Origin of the sequence: Phyllobacterium lublinensis, from assembly GCF_020164435.1 — a bacterium.
Taxonomy (GTDB): Bacteria; Pseudomonadota; Alphaproteobacteria; order Rhizobiales; family Rhizobiaceae; genus Phyllobacterium; species Phyllobacterium lublinensis.
This window is the reverse complement of sequence record NZ_JAIUDQ010000007.1, coordinates 94,271-114,173: the sequence shown is the minus strand read 5'-3', so window position 1 is coordinate 114,173 and position 19,903 is coordinate 94,271. Positions and strand designations below refer to the sequence as shown.

At 56.6% G+C, this 19,903-nt stretch carries 14 protein-coding genes; 2 read left to right on the top strand and 12 right to left on the bottom strand.

What is annotated here, in order from left to right:
* Positions 1–196 precede the first annotated feature (196 nt).
* A complete protein-coding gene (locus K9U38_RS11470; RefSeq protein WP_224494461.1) occupies positions 197–667 on the bottom strand; it encodes an NUDIX domain-containing protein in 471 nt (156 codons plus the stop codon).
* A gap of 84 nt (positions 668–751) precedes the next feature.
* Here K9U38_RS11470 and K9U38_RS11465 point away from each other — a divergent pair, with 84 nt between their 5' ends.
* On the top strand, positions 752–1,681 hold the full coding sequence (locus K9U38_RS11465; protein ID WP_224494460.1) for a metallophosphoesterase family protein: 930 nt from the start codon (positions 752–754) through the stop codon (positions 1,679–1,681).
* Here K9U38_RS11465 and K9U38_RS11460 read toward each other — a convergent pair.
* The 8 genes from K9U38_RS11460 to putA form a co-directional block, all read right to left on the bottom strand.
* Complete coding sequence (locus K9U38_RS11460) at positions 1,665–2,345, bottom strand: hypothetical protein (protein WP_370631904.1); 681 nt, start codon at positions 2,343–2,345, stop codon at positions 1,665–1,667. The two genes, K9U38_RS11465 and K9U38_RS11460, sit on opposite strands and share 17 nt — an antisense overlap.
* A gap of 132 nt (positions 2,346–2,477) precedes the next feature.
* On the bottom strand, positions 2,478–4,181 hold the full coding sequence (gene leuA / locus K9U38_RS11455) for a 2-isopropylmalate synthase (RefSeq protein WP_224494459.1): 1,704 nt from the start codon (positions 4,179–4,181) through the stop codon (positions 2,478–2,480).
* Between the two features lie 306 nt (positions 4,182–4,487).
* Positions 4,488–5,435, bottom strand: coding sequence for an alpha/beta hydrolase (locus K9U38_RS11450; RefSeq protein WP_224494458.1), 948 nt, complete (start codon positions 5,433–5,435; stop codon positions 4,488–4,490).
* A 296-nt stretch (positions 5,436–5,731) separates the two neighbouring features.
* Positions 5,732–6,313: an NUDIX domain-containing protein gene (locus K9U38_RS11445; protein ID WP_224494457.1), complete on the bottom strand. Its 582-nt coding sequence runs from the start codon at positions 6,311–6,313 to the stop codon at positions 5,732–5,734.
* Positions 6,314–6,337: 24 nt separating this feature from the next.
* The gene (locus K9U38_RS11440) at positions 6,338–7,246 is read right to left on the bottom strand and encodes a cation diffusion facilitator family transporter (RefSeq protein ID WP_224494456.1); all 909 of its coding nucleotides are present in this window, start codon (positions 7,244–7,246) and stop codon (positions 6,338–6,340) included.
* A gap of 2 nt (positions 7,247–7,248) precedes the next feature.
* The gene (locus K9U38_RS11435) at positions 7,249–9,432 is read right to left on the bottom strand and encodes an anthranilate synthase (protein WP_224494455.1); all 2,184 of its coding nucleotides are present in this window, start codon (positions 9,430–9,432) and stop codon (positions 7,249–7,251) included.
* A 282-nt stretch (positions 9,433–9,714) separates the two neighbouring features.
* Positions 9,715–11,394: a formate--tetrahydrofolate ligase gene (locus K9U38_RS11430; protein ID WP_224494454.1), complete on the bottom strand. Its 1,680-nt coding sequence runs from the start codon at positions 11,392–11,394 to the stop codon at positions 9,715–9,717.
* Positions 11,395–11,495: 101 nt separating this feature from the next.
* Positions 11,496–14,588: a bifunctional proline dehydrogenase/L-glutamate gamma-semialdehyde dehydrogenase PutA gene (gene putA, locus K9U38_RS11425; protein ID WP_224494453.1), complete on the bottom strand. Its 3,093-nt coding sequence runs from the start codon at positions 14,586–14,588 to the stop codon at positions 11,496–11,498.
* Between the two features lie 110 nt (positions 14,589–14,698).
* Between putA and K9U38_RS11420 the strand changes: the two genes are divergently transcribed.
* Positions 14,699–15,160 (top strand): Lrp/AsnC ligand binding domain-containing protein, encoded by a 462-nt coding sequence (locus tag K9U38_RS11420; RefSeq protein WP_027233468.1) that lies wholly within the window; start codon positions 14,699–14,701, stop codon positions 15,158–15,160.
* A 251-nt stretch (positions 15,161–15,411) separates the two neighbouring features.
* Here the strand turns inward: K9U38_RS11420 and K9U38_RS11415 are convergent, their stop codons facing one another.
* From K9U38_RS11415 to K9U38_RS11405, 3 genes are all read right to left on the bottom strand, one after another.
* Complete coding sequence (locus K9U38_RS11415) at positions 15,412–16,536, bottom strand: DUF2333 family protein (RefSeq protein WP_224494452.1); 1,125 nt, start codon at positions 16,534–16,536, stop codon at positions 15,412–15,414.
* 169 nt (positions 16,537–16,705) lie between these two features.
* Entirely contained in the window at positions 16,706–17,992 is a 1,287-nt protein-coding gene (locus K9U38_RS11410) for a DUF6638 family protein (RefSeq protein ID WP_224494451.1), read from the bottom strand.
* Positions 17,992–19,902: an AAA family ATPase gene (locus tag K9U38_RS11405; protein WP_224494450.1), complete on the bottom strand. Its 1,911-nt coding sequence runs from the start codon at positions 19,900–19,902 to the stop codon at positions 17,992–17,994. The genes K9U38_RS11410 and K9U38_RS11405 overlap by 1 nt, the downstream gene beginning before the upstream one ends.
* Position 19,903 lies beyond the last annotated feature (1 nt).

Genomic DNA, 19,903 nt, shown 5'->3' with positions numbered 1-19,903 from the left:
TGCAAGCCACATTGGCAATACAGGAACATCCGACGCAGTCTGAGCGCCGGCCGGGTTTCATCGTCGGATGAAAAGAATTCCTGTCACAAGATGTCTCCTTTTCTGCTCGCCTAACATCAAACAAGATGCAGGTAAACCGAAAATCGCTTCAGGCGCGAAAAAGTGACGTTCCTTCACGTGCCATCAGCTGGCGCATCTACCAGGTCAGCGGCACTTCCCCGCCGTCCAATATCTCGGATAGCCTTCGCCGCGTGGACGGCGTGATACCTTCTGGCAGGGAATCGAGGTTGAAGAACTTCGCTTCGGCGATTTCCCGATTGGGCACAAACGGAGCAACCTGCCGGAACGACCGGCAGATATATAATGCAACATGGTCCCGCCGTGAGGCATGGGCGTTGTGATAAATGGCAAAAAGCTCCGGTCGTCCGGTCAGCTCGATATTGCCCTCCTCCATCAGCTCCTTCGCCAGGGTTTGCTCTAGCGTGTGTCCGGTTTCCACGCCGCCGCCCGGAAACTGCCAGCCGGGAACATAAGTATGGCGAATGAGCATCACCGAGCGCGTCGCCTCATCAATGACAACGCCGCGTGCGCCCAGGGTCATCGGACGACGAAAAAGGAAATAGGTGTGAAACAGGTGGTGACGCCATCGGGCGCGTTGCTTGACCATTCGTCAGACCTTGAGTGGAACCCTGGTGCCGTGCGACGGTTGTTTCACTGGATTTCGCTCCCATACTCTCATAAAGCTGAAATGATGTTTCGCCTCGCCCACATTTCTGACATCCATCTGTCGCCACTTCCAGCGCTGACTTTGCGCGAATTGGTTTCCAAGCGTATTACCGGCTACATCAATTGGCGTTCAAACCGCAAAGGCTCGATGACTGGCGGTACATTGGAGAACCTTGTTGCCGATATGCAGACCCAGGAACCCGATCATATCGCAGTGACGGGTGATCTGGTCAATCTGGCTCTCGATGAAGAACTGGAAACCGCACAGCGCTGGCTCAAATCACTGGGCGATCCCGCCAAGGTCTCGGTCGTCCCCGGGAACCATGACGCCTATGTGCCGGGTGCACTGAAAAAAACACGCCGCTACTGGGAACCGTGGATGCGCGGCGATCGTGAAGCTGCTGCCAACAGTCCAGTTGAGTTTCCATACTTGCGGGTACGAGGCGACGTGGCGCTGATCGGCGTTTCTTCGGCCCGCGCCACAGCCCCCTTCATGGCCACCGGTGATATTCGTGACCGGCAGGCGCGCAAGCTCGGGCAAATTCTCGATGAGACTGGCGAGCGCGGATTGTTCCGGGTGATCATGATCCACCATCCGCCTGTGCGCGGTGCGGCTCCTTCTCACAAGCGTCTGCTTGGTATCGGCCTCTTTCAGCGAACCGTTCGCGAGCATGGTGCTGAACTCGTATTGCACGGCCACACCCATCTCGCTACCCGTTATGAGATCAACGGACCTGACTGGACGGTTCCCGTCATATGCGTACCCTCGGCAAGTCAAGGGTTTGGGGGAAACCACAAGCCGCCTGCCGCTTTCAACCTGTTCTCAATCGCAAGAACGAATGCGGGTTGGTCTTGCCGGATGATCGAACGAGGAATTGTCGACGAACAGATGACAATCCGCACCACTCGCGAGCTGGATTTGAAGGTGGGAGCAGTCTTTAATCCGGCCTTATGAAGGGAGCAATATGTTCCCAGAAAAGGAGCAGGAGCGCACCGGCACCGGCCGACGCGCCGATCAGGAACCAGAACGTTGCCGTAATGAACGCACTCAAGCGCGATCGCTGGGGAGCGGCGGCATTAGCCAGGTTCTTCGCTGGCGAATCCGCTTCCTTGAAGGGTTCGGTTGGAAGCAAACTGATCCGCTTTCCTTCCATTAATCTTTGACGCTCGACAATACGCTCGGCGATATAGTTCGTAACTGCGTCCGCAATCGGCCTTATTTCGGGCGATTCTGCGACGACAATCCGCCCCAGCCGGGTGTCCCGGACGAACCTGTAAGTGCGTCGGTCGCGCCCCATCATTACATGTGAAGTTGCATCGATCCACAGCCGCGGCTGCCCGCCCTTGGAGACTGCGAAGTCCCATTGCAGATCATCGATCGGAACATCCTCGAAAACCGGGCGCAAATCGTCAGCAAGGATTTCGATCCGCGCAAGGTCCGCTTCCTTCGCATCCATTGCGATGTCGCCCCGATCGGCTGCACTGACTTGCGCGCCGCGTATTGCGTCGGCAAGTTTCAGCCTGTCGTCGTGGGTCTTCTCTCGCATGAAAGCTTCCACCATCCAGTCCGCACGGGTGTGGTCAGGTCGGTCCTGTTCTTGAATTTTCAACTTGGACATCATTAACGATCCGGCCTGCTATTGCACCTTAAACTTGTCCGAATCCGGCCTATCCTTTGGCTTAAGCAAGGATTTACCTACGAATTTACTACTCTTTCGGGTGACAGGAAAAAGGCCCCGAAGGGCCTTTGACTAGCTGCCGATAATCCGGTTTGCGGCTGAGATGATGCCCTCGAGCGAGGCTGTGACGATGTTCTTGTTGATGCCCGCACCAAAGATCTTTCCGGCCGGGTGCTCGATTTCCATATAGCTGATGGCGGCGGCGTCGGACCCGTGCTGCAACGAATGTTCCGAGTAATTCACCACTGACAGACGCATCCCGAGATAATGCGATAACGCATCGATAAACCCGTCGACAGGTCCGGTCCCCCGCCCCTCGATCCTCTTGGTTTCGCCACGATCCGTAATTTCAGCGGCAAGTATCCGCATGCCTTTTTGCTCAGTGTCCGGATAGGTGTGATGATCGACGAACTTCAACCGGGCGTTGGGTTGTTCGACGTAAAGATCCTGGAAGCGCTCGTAGATGCGCTTGGAGGGCATCTCTTTGCCTTCCTCGTCGGTTATCTGCTGGATATCCTCGCGGAATTCAACCTGCATGCCGCGCGGCAGGTTCAAACCATAATCGGCCTGGAGAATATAGGCGATCCCCCCCTTGCCGGACTGCGAATTGATGCGAATGATCGCTTCATAGCTGCGTCCAACGTCCTGCGGATCGATCGGCAAATAAGGCACCTCCCAGAGGGACTTGTTCGCCTGCTTGATCGCTTTCATGCCCTTGTTGATCGCGTCCTGATGCGAACCGGAGAAGGCGGTATAAACCAACTCGCCGACATAGGGGTGCCGCTCCGGAATCACCAGTTGATTGGAGTATTCGTAAACATCCTTCATCCGGTTGATGTCGGAACAGTCGATTTCAGGATCGACGCCTTGAGTGAACATGTTGAGAGCCAGCGTGACGATGTCGACATTGCCTGTCCGCTCGCCATTGCCGAACAAAGTGCCCTCGACACGGTCCGCACCAGCCATCAGGCCAAGTTCGGTCGCCGCTATACCTGTGCCGCGGTCATTGTGCGGATGCAGGGAAATGATCAGGTTTTCGCGATTGTCGAGCTGCCGGCACATCCATTCGATACGATCCGCATAGATGTTGGGCGTCGACATCTCCACCGTGGAGGGTAGATTGATGATCAATTTGTTGTCCGGCGTCGGCTTCACGATCTCGGTCACTGCATTGCAGATTTCCAACGCTACCTCGAGTTCGGTACCCGTAAAGCTTTCCGGTGAGTATTCGAACCGGTAGCCGCCACCAGCCTTGGCCGCCATATCGGTAATCATCTTGGCTGCGTCGGTGGCGATAGATTTGATTCCGTGTACATCCTTGTTGAACACAACCCGGCGCTGCAACTCACTGGTCGAGTTATAGAAATGAACGATCGGCTTGTGGGCGCCTTCCAGAGATTCGAACGTGCGGGTAATCAACTCGGGCCGACACTGCACCAGCACCTGCAGCGAAACATCCGGAGAGGAATTGCCTTCTTCAACGCACCAACGCGCGAAATCAAAATCCGTCTGTGAGGCGGAAGGAAAACCGATTTCAATTTCCTTGAAACCCATATCGAGCAGCAAAGCAAACATCCGGACCTTGCGGTCATGCCCCATTGGATCGATGAGGGCCTGATTGCCATCTCGCAGGTCCACCGAGCACCAGATAGGTGCCTTCTCGATGCGCTTTGACGGCCATCGCCTGTCTGTGAGGTCAACGAATGGATAGGGCTCATACTTCTTGGCTGCGCCGGGCATGCCCGCATTTTTTCGAGGGGCGATCATATCGGTCATTTGCTTCTCGTTTCTGGCCGGATGCGAGCGGTTTCTCGCGCAATCTCGGCACTTTTCTTAAGCGTTACATTCAACTTGTAAAGGGAGAAGGAGCGACAGCCTCGCGGCGGTTTCGACCGCCGGACGCTCCTCTTAACGAGCCCGGCGGTCGCCGATAAGGTCGAGAAGAAGCGGAAGCAGGAACGCGCGATTCGTCAGGCCCGCAAAGGCGGACTTGGCGAAGGACTGATGAGCCGGGCGCATTTTCATAGTTCAGACAAATAAACGACTGACTGGTCCGATGCAAGCGGAATGGTTTCGGGTCACTCAGTTCTTCTTGAGTTGTGCAGTCGCACCGGACAGCCATTCGCTGACGACTTTGACGTCATCTTTGCCAAGACCGTGATCCGACTTGATGGAACGCGCCTCTACGCGAGCGCCATGTGCCCGTAACATTTCCTCCAGAGCGGGCGCATAAGGCGCGTAAAGCTGGTCGGACGCCCCTGAGACTGTGAGTACGCGGGCATTGGCGAGGTTCGCTTGCACTGTTCCGGTCAAGACCGGCATCGAGCGCAGCAGCACGGCCTGCTTGACCAGATCCGGATACAGCATCATGACCGCGTTGATGAGGTTGGCACCATTGGAATAACCGAGAAAGGTCGTGCGGTTCGGATCGATTTTGTATTCCTGTGTCACCTGCTTCAGAAATTCCGCAAACGCCTTTGCTTCCGAGCGAATGTCCTTCTGGTCGAAACTGACTGGGGTAAGCCGGCGATACCAGCGATTCGATCCGTCCTGGATCACGCGTCCGCGCACAGCGAGGAGCAATGCGTTGGGTGCTATCTTCGCCCCAAAGGAAACAAGGCTGGTTTCGTCCTGTCCCGAACCATGCAACAACACCATCGTGTCGCCATTTGGTGCTTGCGGGCGATAGATGCGATACTTGAATGCCAAATTCTCATGGAGCGACCCCTCGTCCCGCGGACGAATTTCGCCTTTGATAACCTTTTTCAAACTGCTTGCACTGCCTGTAGCAACGATGTTGATGGGCGCAACCTTCGCCGGCTGCTGCTGCGAGACAGCCTTGTTCTGCGGCGAACAGGCATCCGCCTTTTCATTCTTATCAACATCAGGAACAGGATCAACCGTATCGGACAGAATTTCCGCCTTGGCTGTTTGCTTGTCACAATCGGCAATGCTGCGGGCGCTCGCAGGAGGCGCCACGGCAAGGAGAGAAATGCCTGTGATCAATGCATAAAAGTACAGTTTACCCATAAGTTAATCCTGGCAGTTAAAGGTTAACTAATTTTGTAAACAGCCGCGGTTATCCGCTCGGCGCTGCCATGCGTTATTGGCGCTCGATCCTCAATTTCAGGAACTGATGCGTGCCGCCAAATTTACTGTCCCCTGACGTACGCCCCCGGCGTCGCATCGAGATATGGAGAATTGCATTGCTAGGGTGACATGTGCCCCGGCAGCATTTCTATGTCAACATAATTGTAACGAAATCATGACGCTCTGAAATAATCCGTTACAAACGTTGCAGGTCTGCATCGGCTATTGGCAAAAAATCAGGCGATAAGTCCCTTGAGTTTGACATGCTGCAGCAACATGACCGTCTTGGCGTCGACTATCTGATGGCTCTCAACCATGGCCAGGGCATCGTCCAGCGACATTTCCAGAACTTCGATGTCCTCGCCTTCGTCCGCATGACCCCCTCCATCGGAAATCCGGTCTGCGGGATCGTAGGCCGCAATAAAGAAAACCAGGCGTTCGGTTACACTGCCCGGGCTCATGAAGACGTCGAATACACGCTCGATGTGCCGCAAGCGGTAACCGAGTTCCTCCTCGGTCTCCTTGCGCGCAGCCGTTTCAGCGTCATTATCGTCCAGGAGGCCAGCGCACGCCTCGATCAGCATGGGATCGTGCCCAGCAACGTAGGCCGGCAGACGGAATTGTCGTGTAAGCAGAACCTTTCCGCTTACCGGATCATAGGGCAGGACCACCGCACCATTGCCGCGATCATAAACCTCTCGCGATTGGGGCTCGGTCTGCCCGTCGCGCCGTACGAAATCATAGCTGTATTTCTTCAGGGTTCCCCAATTGTCGGAGAGCACTTCAACTGACTTCATACGGACAGGGCTGTCGCTCATGCGAAGAAACTCCAGGGATAAACACTAGGCGAAAGGAATAGCGGCCGTGCCGATCGGCAACTTCGCTTCGTCCTCCGGTTCGACATGAATAACCACGCTGGCATCAGGAATCTGTTGCATCAGCGCGTTCTCGATACGGTCGCAAATGACGTGTGCGTCGCCGACGCTCATGCTCGCTTCGACCACTAGATGAAACTCGATGAATGTCATGCGGCCGGCAATGCGGGTCTTGAGATCATGGACCTCCAGCGCACCGCCCGCATTGGCGGAAATGACATCGCGAATGCGCATCGTTTCCTCGGTGGCAACGCCGACGTCCATCAATCCCTGCACCGAACTGCCAATCACATTCCAGCCTTGCCACAGGATGTTCAGCGCGACGATGAAGGCGAGAAGCGGATCAAGGAACGACCAACCGGTCAAGATGGCTCCAACAAGACCGGCGAAAACGCCTACCGACGTTATAACATCCGTCATGATGTGCTTGCCGTCGGCCTGCATGGCCGGGGACCGGTGCCTTCGTCCAGCATTGATGAGCAAGGTTGCCCAGAAAGCATTGACGATCGTTGCCACGCCGTTGATCGCCAGGCCAAGCCATGGCTGTTCCAGCGTCCGCGGTGTCGCCCAGACAATCCAGACCTCGCGCAGGATCAAAAGCGCGGCGACGACGATCAGCACGCCCTCGAGCACTGCTGAGAAATACTCAGCCTTGTGGTGCCCAAAAGGGTGGTTCTGGTCGGCCGGCTTGTAGCTGACGCGGATTGCCCACCAGGCAGCCAGTGCCGCGACGACGTTTACGATGGACTCCAGCGCGTCGGAATAGAGCGCAACCGAGCCGGTAACGTAATAGGCACCATATTTCAGGATCAGCACCGTGATCCCAATAATAATAGACCAGAACGCCAGACGCTGAACCGTCGTGCTCTCACTCATGCTTAGGCCGCTCGCTCCTTGGCGCGTCTTGGCAGATGGGCCACGACGTTTTCGATCATGCGCATACCAGCATTGTGGCCAAGTGTCATGATCGATTCCGGGTGAAACTGAACCGCGGCGATTGGTTCGCTCTTGTGCTCGAATGCCATGATGACGCCGTCTTCGGTCTCGGCGGTAACGACAAATTCGTCAGGCAAACGAACCGGGTCGGCGAAAATCGAATGATAGCGGCCGACTGTCACTTCCTTGGGCAGACCGGAGAAGATCTTCCCCTGCTTCGTGATGCGGATGCGTGATGGTTTGCCATGCATCGGCACATGGAGCTGGCGGAGCGTTCCACCATATGCCTCAGCCAGGGCCTGCAAACCAAGGCAGACCCCGAAAATCGGCAGATTCCGTTTGCGCGCTTTTTTGATCGTCGCCTTGCAGTCAAAATCCTCCGGCGTGCCCGGTCCTGGGGAAAGCACGACGAGATCCGGTTTGATCCGATCGAAGATTTCTTCCGGTACCGGCGTTCGCACCGTGCTTACCGTCGCACCTGTCTGGCGGAAGTAGTTCGCAAGCGTGTGAACAAAGGAATCCTCATGGTCAACGAGAAGGATTGACAGTCCCTCACCGACGCGTGCCACAGCCCGTTCTTCAGGAAGGATGTTGCTCTTGTGCGCCTCGCGGACGGCAGCAATCATCGCCGAAGCCTTAAGTTCGGTTTCGGCCTCTTCCTCTTCAGGCACCGAGTCGTAAAGTAGCGTTGCGCCAGCGCGAACCTGCGCGATGCCATCCTTGATGCGGATCGTACGCAGCGTCAACCCGGTATTCATGTCACCATTGAAGTTGACCATGCCGATCGCACCGCCATACCACGCGCGAGGGCTTCGCTCATTCTCTTCGATAAAGCGCATGGCCCACAGCTTGGGTGCACCGGTCACGGTCACGGCCCATGCGTGCGACAGGAACCCGTCGAACGCATCCATGTCTTCACGCAAGCGCCCTTCAATATGATCGACCGTGTGGATCAGTCGCGAATACATTTCGATCTGCCGCCGGCCAATCACGCGCACCGACCCCGGCTCACAGACTCGGCTCTTGTCGTTGCGGTCGACATCCGAGCACATGGTGAGTTCGGATTCATCCTTCTTCGAGTTCAGCAGCTTGATGATCTGCTCGCTGTCGGCAATCGCATCTTCACCGCGTTTGATCGTCCCGGAAATGGGACACGTCTCGATGCGTCGGCCGACTACGCGAACGAACATCTCCGGAGAAGCTCCCACCAGATACTCATTATCACCAAGATTGATATAGAACGAGTAGGGAGACGGGTTGATGGCCTTGAGGCGCCGCGAAATGACCGACGGGCTGGTCTCGCAGCGCTCATAGAATGTCTGGCCAGGCACGACTTCAAAAAGGTCTCCACACTTGAAGCTGTCCTTGGCCTTCTTGACGAGTTCCGCATAATCCCCGGGTTGATGATCGCCGCGACCCGGAATGTTATCGGTCAGTTTGAATGGAGCTGCAGCAGTCTCCCGCGGCAAACCCTCCGTCGAGTTGCCATCAAAGGAATACTCGTATCGATCGAGCCATGCCTTGGCTGCATGATGGTCGACGACCAGGATTTCGTCGGGTAAGTAAAGCACGATGTCGCGCTGATCTTCCGGGCGCTTCAGCTTGTATTCGACTGGATCGAACTGGAATGCGAGGTCATAGCCAAATGCTCCGTAGAGACCGAGGTTGGCGTCATCTTCCGTAAAGAACAGGCCGACAATTGCACGCAGGACAGTGAACACGGAAGGAACGCGCGAGCGCTCTTCTTCCGTGAAGGGACGGGTGGGTAACGCTATTTCGAGTTCCAGCCTTGTCGCGCCTGCCGCTGTCAGGGATACATCCTCCAGCGCCGCAACTGTCTGCTGGATGGGAGCAAGCAGGATTTCCCCACGCTTGTTCAGTGCATCGATCGTCATGTGACGGCCGTTCGAGGTGATGACAACCGGTGGATCGACAATGGCCGTGTCCCAACGCGTATAGCGGCCCGGATACTCGTAATTGGACGAGAACACTGCGCCACGCCGCTCATCGAGCGCATCGACATAGCCGTCAATCGCACTGGCGTAAACCGTTGCGACACGTGACCTGGAGATCGTGACTCCGCCCGCCGTGTCGAATATTTCGACGTCACCCTCAATTCTATGCATCCTGATCTCCACTCTGTTGCATTTGGGCCTTGGGGGCTTCTGGCGGTCAAACAAAAAGGCCGCCCGGAAAACCCGTTGCGGCCCTGATCCCTTTTCACAAAAATGCAAAAGGCTGCGTGGCCGCTATCAGCGAGCCCACCACCAGCCATTTGAAAGAATGCGCGTGTTCATGGCGCTGATTGTTAGCTGCATGCGGCGCTGCTTGCAACAGCAAAAATAAGAGATGCCTGCAGTCTAGATCCAATCGACATTCAAGGTTTGGAGCGTGGTGTGTCGTTGGACCTAGAACAGGCCCTCGATCAATCCATCGCCATTGAGATGAATACGTTCGGCTGACGGGGACTTCGGCAGGCCGGGCATGGTCATGATCTCTCCACAGATCGCCACGATGAATCCCGCCCCGGCGGAGAGGCGCACTTCCCTCACATGGACGACATGATTGACCGGCGCACCACGCAAATGCGGATTCGTCGAGAACGAGTACTGGGTCTTTGCCATGCATACAGGCAGATCGCCATAACCGGCGTCTTCCCATTGACGCAGTTGTTCGCGCACGCTGGCATCGGCGTCCGCCTCGGCGCCGCGATAGATGCGTTTGACAATCGTCTCGATCTTGTCGAACAGCGACAGTTCATCCTCGTAAAGCGGTGAAAACTGTGCGGCTCCACTTTCGGCAAGCGTGGTCACCTTATGAGCCAACTGCTCGATTCCAGCGGAGCCTTGCGCCCAGTGCTTGCATAGGATCGCCTCGGCGCCATGCGCCGCAACAAACGCTTTCACCGCGGCAATTTCGGCATCCGTATCTGCCGTGAAATGATTGATGGCCACAACCACCGGCACGCCAAACTGCCGGACGTTCTCCATGTGGCGCCCGAGATTGGCGCAGCCTGCCTTGACTGCGGCAACGTTTTCACGACCGAGATCTTCCTTCGCCACACCACCATGCATCTTCATCGCACGGACGGTTGCTACGATGACAGCAGCCGCAGGATTCAACCCTGCCTTGCGGCATTTGATGTCGAAGAATTTTTCTGCTCCGAGGTCTGCTCCAAATCCGGCCTCGGTCACCACATAGTCGGCAAGTTTCAGCGCCGTTGTCGTGGCGACGACCGAGTTGCAGCCATGGGCTATGTTGGCGAACGGCCCGCCGTGGACGAATGCCGGGTTGTTTTCCAGCGTCTGCACCAGATTTGGCTGCATTGCATCCTTTAGCAAAACCGCCATTGCCTTGTCGGCTTTCAGGTCGCGGGCATAGACTGCCGTTTTGTTGAAGCGATAGCCGATAATGATTTCGCCCAAGCGCCGTTCCAGATCGCCCAGATCAGTCGCCAGACAAAGAATGGCCATGACCTCCGATGCAACTGTGATGTCGAATCCGGACTCCCGCGGAAATCCATTGGCTATCCCGCCGAGCGACGAAGCGATGTCACGCAGGGCACGGTCGTTCATGTCCATTACGCGGCGCCAAGTGATCCGACGTGTATCGAGATTCAGCTCGTTACCCCAGTAGACATGATTGTCGACCATTGCCGCGAGCAGGTTGTGCGCCGCAGTCACCGCGTGGAAGTCGCCGGTAAAATGCAGGTTGATATCCTCCATGGGGATGACCTGCGCATAACCGCCGCCTGCGGCTCCCCCCTTGGTCCCGAAACAGGGGCCGAGCGACGCCTCTCTGATGCAGACAATCGCCTTCTTGCCGATACGATTGAGCCCGTCACCGAGTCCGACTGTCGTGGTTGTCTTGCCTTCACCTGCCGGCGTCGGGCTTACCGCCGTGACGAGGATGAGCTTGCCATTTTTCGCGCCCCGCTTTGAATGGATGAACTCCGCAGACACTTTGGCCTTATCGTATCCATAGGGTGCAAGGTGTTCGGGTGGAATGCCGATTTTTGCACCGATCTCGAGAACTGGCTTTTTCGCAGCCGAACGCGCAATCTCAATATCGGATTTGACCATAGCCATCGACAGTCCCCCCAAAATCGGAACTACTCAAATAGCATTCTCAATGCAAATTGGGGATAGCCCGAACTGACTATCCCCAATTGCCGCGATTCTCGGACTGCCTATTCGCCCATGGCAATCAGGCTTGCATTGCCACCGGCAGCGGCGGTGTTTACCGAAACCACCTGCTCAAGTGCAAAGCGTGAAAGGTAGGCTGGGCCGCCTGCCTTTGGCCCCGTTCCCGAAAGACCCGAGCCGCCAAACGGCTGTGTCCCGACAACAGCGCCAATTGTATTGCGGTTAACATAGACATTGCCGGTGTCGAGCCGGTCGATGACCTTCGTGACCGTTGCTTCAATGCGTGTGTGCAACCCGAACGTCAGTCCGTAACCGGTTGACGCAATCTGATCGAGGACCTTGTCAAGGTCCTTGGCCTTCCAACGAACCACATGCAGTACGGGACCAAAGACTTCGCGTTCCAGCGCTTGCGGACGGTCAAGTTCGACGATGTGCGGCGCAAAGAACAGCCCGTCCTTCGGTGCATCGCCGGCATAACGGACTTTCTGGCCCTTGCGCATCGCCGCAATATGGTTCGCAAGCATCCCGAGCTGTGCCTCGTCGATAATCGGCCCGATGTCCGTCGAAGGCAGCGCCGGATCGCCCAGCGTCAGCTCCTTGGCGGCACCCTCGATCATTTCGAGCATGTTGTCGGCAATATCCTCCTGCAGATAGAGGATACGAAGGGCCGAGCAGCGCTGCCCCGCGGACCGGAATGCCGACATCACGACATCATCCGCCACTTGCTCCGACAGCGCCGTTGCATCAACGATCATGGCATTGAGGCCGCCTGTTTCTGCAATCAGGGGAACAATCGGTCCCTTCTTGGCAGCCAGAGTGCGGTTGATTGCCCAAGCCGTGTCTGTCGATCCCGTAAAGGCAACACCGGCGATATCGGTGTGTGACGTGAGCGCAGCGCCAACAGAGCCATCGCCGGGAACATAAAGGACTGCGTCCTTCGGCACGCCGGCTTCGTGCAAAATGCGAACAGCTTCGTAGGCAATCAGCGGTGTTTGCTCGGCAGGCTTGGCAATGACCGTATTACCTGCGGCGAGAGCTGCCGTTACCTGGCCAAGGAAAATTGCCAGCGGGAAGTTCCACGGGCTGATGGACACGAAAGCACCCCGGCCACGATGCCGCAATTTGTTGTCCTCGCCCGTTGGCCCGGGCATGATCTTGTCGGTGCCGAATTGCCGCCGTGCCTCGGCAGCATAATAGCGGCAAAAGTCGACCGCCTCGCGGATTTCCGCAATTCCATCATCGATCGTCTTGCCCGCTTCGCGTGACAGGAGATCGAGAAACAGGTTGCGCTTGTCTTCAAGAAGGTCTGCCGCCTTCTCCAGTGCCTTGGCCCGGATCTCCACGGGTACGCGCGACCACGATGCGAAGCCCTTGCGGGCAATGCCTACGGCTTTGGCAGCTTCATCGGAAGTAGCAAACACCACGGTGCCAACGATCGATCCGTTGACGGGTGAGACGATGTTCTGGGATTTGCCGGCAGCCTTGATACCGTCAATCAGCGGAACTGCATCGACGCTGCGAGAGGCCTTGGCGACGCCGCTCAGCAATCCGGCAAGCTCCTTCCGGTCGCCAAGTTCGACACCGGCGGAATTGGCACGTTTGCCATAGAGCTTCGCGGGTAGCGGAATATTTGGATGCCTGTAACCCTTGCCGTCGTTCAGCTTTTCGGCTGGCCGGACCAGCAGATCAGCAATCGGCACGTCATTGTCGCCTACCACCGAAACGAATGAAGAGTTTGCACCGTTTTCGAGCAGACGGCGTACGAGATAGGCCAGCAGATCGCGATAGCCGCCCACTGGAGCATAGATACGGCAGGCTATCTTGTCGTTCTTCTCGGTGATCTGCTTGTAGAGACTCTCGCCCATGCCGTGCAGGCGCTGGAATTCGAAGCCGGTCTTATCCGACCCTGCCATCTCCAGGATCATCGCCACCGTCAGTGCATTGTGCGTGGCAAATTGCGGGAAAATGCGCGGGCGCGCATCCAGCATGCGCTTGGCGCAGGCGAGATAAGACGCGTCAGTCGCCGGCTTGCGCGTGAAGACCGGATAGTCAGGCAGGCCGCGTTCCTGCGCCCTTTTCACTTCCGTATCCCAATAGGCGCCCTTGACGAGGCGCACCATCATCTTGCGGTTGTGCCGCGCTGCCAGCCGGTCGATATGATCGATCACTTCGAGCGCCCGCTTCTGATACGCCTGTATGGCGAGACCGAATCCGTCCCAACCCTCAAGCGAGGGATCCGCGAAGACCCGGTCGATCACGTCCAGCGACAGTTCCAGCCGGTCGGCTTCTTCGGCATCGACAGTGAAATTGAGGTCATAGGATTTGGCCTTCTGCGCCAAGGCGAGGAGATCCGGCACCAGTTCTGCCATGACCTGATCATGATGGGTCGCAAGATAGCGCGGATGCAGCGCGGAAAGCTTGACTGAAATGCCCATGCGATCCGGGAGTTTCTTGTTGCCCGTTGCCCGGCCGATGGCGTCTATCGCGTCCGAATAGGACTTGAAATAACCGCGCGCGTCCTTGCGGGTTCGAGCACCCTCGCCCAGCATGTCGAACGAGTGGCGATAGCCCTTTGCCTCATTGCTGCTGGCGCGCTTGAGGGCATCCTTGATGGTTTCACCAAGGACGAAATGGTGTCCAAGGTAGCGCATCGCCTGCTTGGTGGCCGTGCGTACAGTTGGCAGACCGATACGCTTGACCAAGGAGGAAATGACCCCTTCGGGCGTTTCACCCGGCTTGATGACCTTTGCCGACAGCCCAAGCGCCCAGGCGGATGCTGAGACAAACCACGTATCACCACTTGGCTCATGCTCGGACCAGTGGCCCTGCTTGAGCTTGTCCTCGATCAGTTTGTCCTGGGTAGCCGCATCCGGCACCCGCAGCAGTGCTTCCGCCAGGACCATCAGTGCCAGTCCTTCGCGGGTAGACAGACCGTACTCGCGCAGGAAATCCTCAACACCGCCAATCCCGCTCGCCTCCTTGCGAATCGTGGCGATATACTTGCTGGCTCGCGCATCGATACGGCGATTTACCTCTTCCGGGAGGCTGATCGTCTTCAGCAGCGACGCAACGAGTTGCTGGTCATCGACGGCATAGGGCGCAGAAAAATCATTGGTAGTCGGCAATTGCACGGTCATCAGGCTTCCCCTTATTGATTTTTCCCATATAATCTATTCCAAACGGGCATTCTCACCAATGAATGTTGTGTAGTTGGTGCAAAAAACTAAAAATGGGGAACAATTTAGTGATGAAAAATCTGGACAGTCTCGACCGCAGGATTTTGCGCGAGCTGCAGAAGGACGGACGCCTCTCCAATACGGAATTATCCGAGCGCATCAGCCTGTCCCAGACCGCGACAACCGAACGCGTCAAGCGCTTGACCCGTGATGGCTATATTCTTGGATACACGGCGAAACTGTCGCCTAAAAAGCTTGATCGCGCAATGCTTGTGTTCGTCGAAATCAAGCTGGACCGGACCACCCCTGACGTCTTTGCTACATTCGCCGCTGCAACGCGCCGCAATCCGGACGTCATGGAATGCCACATGGTCGCTGGCGGCTTCGATTACCTGATCAAGGCGCGCGTCGCGGATATGGAGCACTACCGGCGCTTTCTCTCGGATGCACTTCTTTCCCTACCGGGAGTGCGCGAAACCCACACCTATGCGGTGATGGAAGAAGTCAAGGAATCCTCGGCTCTGCCGGTTTGACAGCACACCCCTCCGCAACCGGGTACAGCATTCGCCACAGGCTGCTCCGACTGCGGCATCATCCATGCCTTTAACCTTGGAGATGTATGCGCGTGCGGTGTTTGCCGTTCAGCATCACCCTGGACGTGAAGAGGATCCGGAATCGCTGGCAAGTGCTCCTCCGGGTCCAATTCACAGTCTAGGAAACGAGGGTGGGCGAAAGCTCGCCCTCACTCCACAACAAATAAAGCAATCTTGCAAATCCAAGTCCACTACTGCTGCAAGACCTGCTTGATGTCGATCAGGTTCGAGCGGACGCGGAGAATATAGAAGCCCATCGTCGTCAGATGGTTTGGCAAGAGCCAGCCGCTCTCCTTGCCATTGGCGATGATCCACGGCTTGATATTCAGCGCGGCTCGGAGCTGGCCGTCCATGCCGTCCCAAAGCGGCGTCAGATGTTTCTCCTGCAAGACCTGATTGAAATCGACCTGTGCCGCATTCATCAGGCCGTAATAGGCATAGAGCTGCCCATAGGCGAACCAGAAGCGGTCGTCCGCCCGCGTGTCAAACCATCCGTAATTGTTGTTCTCGGACCTGTCTTTCAGGATCGCGGAAGTCGCGCCGATATCATTGGCGATACGATCGATGAACTGGATAAGATTGTCGGCGCGCGCATCGAATATGGCGTTGCAATTCTCCAGCTTGGAATTGAAGGTCCGCAGATCCTTCACGGCCGCGCGGTAATAGCTTGGGGTCGGCGTCTTCGGACCGAACGGATTCAAGCCGAAATACCATGCGTCTTCGGTAAATTGCAGATTGCCGCGCGCTTTCTGCAAATCAGCATCGATCTGCGAAGTGCCCCGCACACGGCCAAGTGTATCCACAAGCTCAACCGCCGTGCGCCGCACTGCATTGTTGATACCACGCTGGAAAGAAGCCTTGTTGTCCAGGAAGGGCGTATCGTCCCAGTCGATCCCGAAGAAACCGAGCTTGTAGAGGAGCATGGACGATATCCAGCCATTCTGATTGACATTGAGATCAATAAGGTCGGCGGTTACCTCGACAATTGCAGAGCGAGCGCATGTTCTCGCCCCGGTGGCAGCTGCCTGTGCGGCAACCGGCTCACCAGCCGGCGTATTCCGGCTCTTGAGGTCATAGGTATCGACGTAATCCGGATTGAAATTGCTCCAGACCTGCGTGTTATAGAAGAAATAGCCATATAGGCCGAGCCAGACGACGGCTGTGAGACCGAGAACAGCCTTGAGGATAATGCCACGCTGTCCATACCACCTCCCGAGCCATATGAACGGCCACAGCAGCAACCCGATCACGAAACCGATGCCGCGCCCAATGTAGTAGAAAACGCGGCTGAAGAAATTGATCACGGGCTCGAGCATTGTGTTTCCTTGTTACTGTTCAAGTCCATAGAGCCGTTTCAGCAGCCCTTCATTAACCCACATAGGTTGTTTCACAAGGAACGACAATGCATTCCGGAAACACGCCACCTCCAACATCAGCACAAATTGTTGGGCCGGTGAAGATGGTCACGGGTTGGCTAACCCAAAGCTACGACGTCAACCCGTATAATCTCTTCCGCAGCGTTTCCTTGTCCTTCAGATATGTAGTCTTCAGAATGTCGACAACGTGCTTCTGATAGGAGGGGCTCCAGCCCTCATAGTCGGCAAAGAATCCCTGCTTGTTGAAGACATAACGCGACAGGAAATCCCAGGGCACAAAATCACTGATCAGGTGATTGACCAGCCAGGCGTCGGGGTGCTGTGGCAGCGCGCGGACGACGAGGAAACGGCGCTTCGGATCGATCTCCGCCATGTTCAGTTGACCGGTCTGGCCGACTTCGCGCTTGACCGAGTTCAGGAACGGCCAGGTACCATCATGATTGATCAGGCCCGCATTGGCATGGATCCACGTTTGCAGCCAGATGCGGTCGATATCTGTCAAATCCCTTTCAGGCTCCAGCGACTGGATGAGATGCCGGATGATCATCTCCCCGCGATTTTCCAGATAGCCGGACTTCTCGATCCATGAGGCACGTGGCAGTTCGATACGCGAGGTGGAGGCAAGAAACTGGAATACCTGTTCGGCGTCCCTGATCGAAATGTAGTTGACCTGCCAAGGGCGGGAGCGCCGGAATCCTGGCGCCGATGGGTCGCCGATAACCGTCGTCGTGTTGTCATCCACGAAAATATACGTCCCGCCAAAATGGCTGGTCCAGAAAGCCCTGTGACGGAACAAAACCTTGTCCGGGACCATCGAATTCTCGCGGATGTCTCCCGTTACCTTGGAAAGCTCGACCATGCGGTTCAGAAGTTCGTTGTTGCGCCAGGCATCGGGCTCGTTCTGTAACCGGTCGACCAGCAGACGCAGTTCGGCTGCCTGGCCCATCACATTCTCGGCGGAGAGGACCCGGAACTCCACCTGATTGATGGACAGGAGGTCCTCGATGTCATTGACAACCGAAACAGAGTCCTCGATCTCCCCATAAAGGACGTCCTTGATCGTCAAGGCATTGATCGCGCGGGCATTGCTCGTGAAAAACTCATACATCAACTGGGACGTGTTGGAGAATTGTGTATGCACGACCGGCAAATCCGCTTGGGCCGGTGTCAGGATGATGAATCGGCGGTTGACGCCATTCGGATCGAGATAGGACGGATCCTTCAGTTCCCTGGCGATCTCCGGCGAGAAGCCGGTCCGGTCAATGTCAAAGCTCTTGAGTTTCGTCGCCCGGAAACCAAAGGATTTGAGCGCACGATTGTAGCGTTCGATCAGATGCGGCTGGTCCACTGTCAGCAGCCGTCCGTAGATCAACTCGTTTTCATAAAGAAGGTCCATCAGACGTCCCATTGCCCCTTGGCTTTGAGGGTCTCGACTTCGCGCACCGCCCGCTCGCGCAGCCGCGCGTCTCGGATCATTTTTTCCACTGCCGCATCATCGGACTTGTCCGCGTAACGGAACTCGGAATCGGCGTACCGATTGGTTTCCTGCAGCACCATTTCCATCGTGAACGGCTTGCGCAACGCCTCGATCATCGCCTTCTTGTCATCATAGCTTTTGTGCATGAACGCTTCCGGCTTTTCAAACCATTCGTCCGGCAACTCAACATCCATGGCACGCATCTTGATTGCGTCCGTGACGTTCTTGATGGCACGGCCCGTAAAGCGTGGTTCCCGCTCCTTTATCATGTGCAGATAGGTGCCTATGTCAGTCAGAGTTTCGGGTTCACCATTCTCCGCGATGAACCGGTCATAGACAATCTTCAGCCCCTCTTCTTGGGGCTTCGACAGTTCATCATAGGCGGTTTCAACTGCCCGCTCGATTTGTTGGGCTTCAAACAGCTTGTGGTCGCCGAGGGGAATCTTGTGATTCTTCCCGGCTAGTAGGGCAAAAATGTCGATATAATCGTCGCGTGTCTGGGGTCCGTCTACCAGCCACCGCGCCCCGGCGCGCTGCCTCAGGGCGTCGTCGACATTTTCCGGATAGTTCGAAAACATTCCAAAAGCACAATTGCCGCGCACTACAGTCGAGGCACCGGAAAATGCCTCCATCAGCACCCCTGTGATTTCGTGTTGACCTGATGAGGCACGGTCGTCAGAGCGCTTGGCGGCCACCTGATCGATATCATCGATCGTGCCGAAGCCGATCGCCCGGGGGTTGAGAACATTGGTCACGAATTGCTTACAGTTCTGGCCGGATTTGCCCTGATAGGACGAGATCTGGTCCACGCCGAAGTTCTCGTAGTGGAATGTATAGCCGGCCACCTGGCAATAATCGTTCACAAGACCGGCGATCATCTGGATCAGCGTGGTCTTGCCCGTTCCCGGCGCGCCATCGCCGATGAACGTGAAGAGAAAGCCGCCCAGCTCGACAAAAGGATTGAGCTGCCTGTCAAAATCATAGGCCATCAGCATCTTCGAAAGCTTCAATGCCTGGTATTTCGCAATGTGATTGCCCACTACCTCATCGGGCTTCTTGAACGTCATCACCAGCGGCGTGCGCTTCTTCGACGGCGCAACGTCGAAGCCATCCAGGGTGAAGTCATCGCTGTCCAGCCGCAGGTGGATGTCCTCGAAACTGCCTAGTCCGTCAAAGCGCCCTTTGCGTTGCAGCAATCCATCGATGGCCAGCGCGGAGTAAGCCTTGGCGCGGGACAGCATCACCTGTTCGTCACCCGCCCCCGAAATTGCACGGTCAAGCCCGGCAACCACGGACTTCAGCGCGTCATGCGCCGTGTCGAAAACGAATTCAGGAACCGCCACGTCATTGGCCGGCTCCACATCCGCTTCGATCAGTTGTCCGAGATAAGCAGCAAGCGTAAATGCGGCGACGTAGGAAGCGGCGGACAATAGCCGCTTGAATTGGCTGGCCTCATCGCCCTGCAACGGTGCTGAGGCATTGCGCGCCATGAGGCTTTCAAGGTCCGTCTGGCGCCCGAAGACATCGGCAACGGCCAGGGCGATGGCGATACCACGCCGTGTCCGGAACAGCAGCGTGTGCTGGGCGACCGACAGCATCTGATCATCCGGCCGCACCGAGTGGATCGTGTTGGCAAGCTCCACTTCCCGCGTCTTGCGCAGGCCACCTGTCGAAACGGTCGGAACAAACCGCCTGCCCGTTCCTGCAATCTCGGTACCGGACTTCGCCTCACCGGCGTCCAGGGAAACGAAACGCGTCACCATCGCCTGGGCAACGGCAAGATGCTTGACGATGTCCTTTTCCTCAATCGTGGTCAGGCCGACATCCATG

Coding starts and splice junctions, on each gene's coding strand:
- K9U38_RS11465 (WP_224494460.1), top strand. CDS start 752: ATGTTTCGCCTCGCCCACATTTCTGACATCCATCTGTCGCCACTTCCA.
- K9U38_RS11445 (WP_224494457.1), bottom strand. CDS start 6,313: ATGAGCGACAGCCCTGTCCGTATGAAGTCAGTTGAAGTGCTCTCCGAC.
- putA (WP_224494453.1), bottom strand. CDS start 14,588: ATGACCGTGCAATTGCCGACTACCAATGATTTTTCTGCGCCCTATGCC.
- K9U38_RS11415 (WP_224494452.1), bottom strand. CDS start 16,536: ATGCTCGAGCCCGTGATCAATTTCTTCAGCCGCGTTTTCTACTACATT.
- K9U38_RS11405 (WP_224494450.1), bottom strand. CDS start 19,902: ATGGATGTCGGCCTGACCACGATTGAGGAAAAGGACATCGTCAAGCAT.
- K9U38_RS11430 (WP_224494454.1), bottom strand. CDS start 11,394: ATGGCTATGGTCAAATCCGATATTGAGATTGCGCGTTCGGCTGCGAAA.
- leuA (WP_224494459.1), bottom strand. CDS start 4,181: ATGACCGATATGATCGCCCCTCGAAAAAATGCGGGCATGCCCGGCGCA.
- K9U38_RS11410 (WP_224494451.1), bottom strand. CDS start 17,992: ATGGACCTTCTTTATGAAAACGAGTTGATCTACGGACGGCTGCTGACA.
- K9U38_RS11470 (WP_224494461.1), bottom strand. CDS start 667: ATGGTCAAGCAACGCGCCCGATGGCGTCACCACCTGTTTCACACCTAT.
- K9U38_RS11420 (WP_027233468.1), top strand. CDS start 14,699: ATGAAAAATCTGGACAGTCTCGACCGCAGGATTTTGCGCGAGCTGCAG.
- K9U38_RS11440 (WP_224494456.1), bottom strand. CDS start 7,246: ATGAGTGAGAGCACGACGGTTCAGCGTCTGGCGTTCTGGTCTATTATT.
- K9U38_RS11450 (WP_224494458.1), bottom strand. CDS start 5,435: ATGGGTAAACTGTACTTTTATGCATTGATCACAGGCATTTCTCTCCTT.
- K9U38_RS11435 (WP_224494455.1), bottom strand. CDS start 9,432: ATGCATAGAATTGAGGGTGACGTCGAAATATTCGACACGGCGGGCGGA.
- K9U38_RS11460 (WP_370631904.1), bottom strand. CDS start 2,345: ATGTCCAAGTTGAAAATTCAAGAACAGGACCGACCTGACCACACCCGT.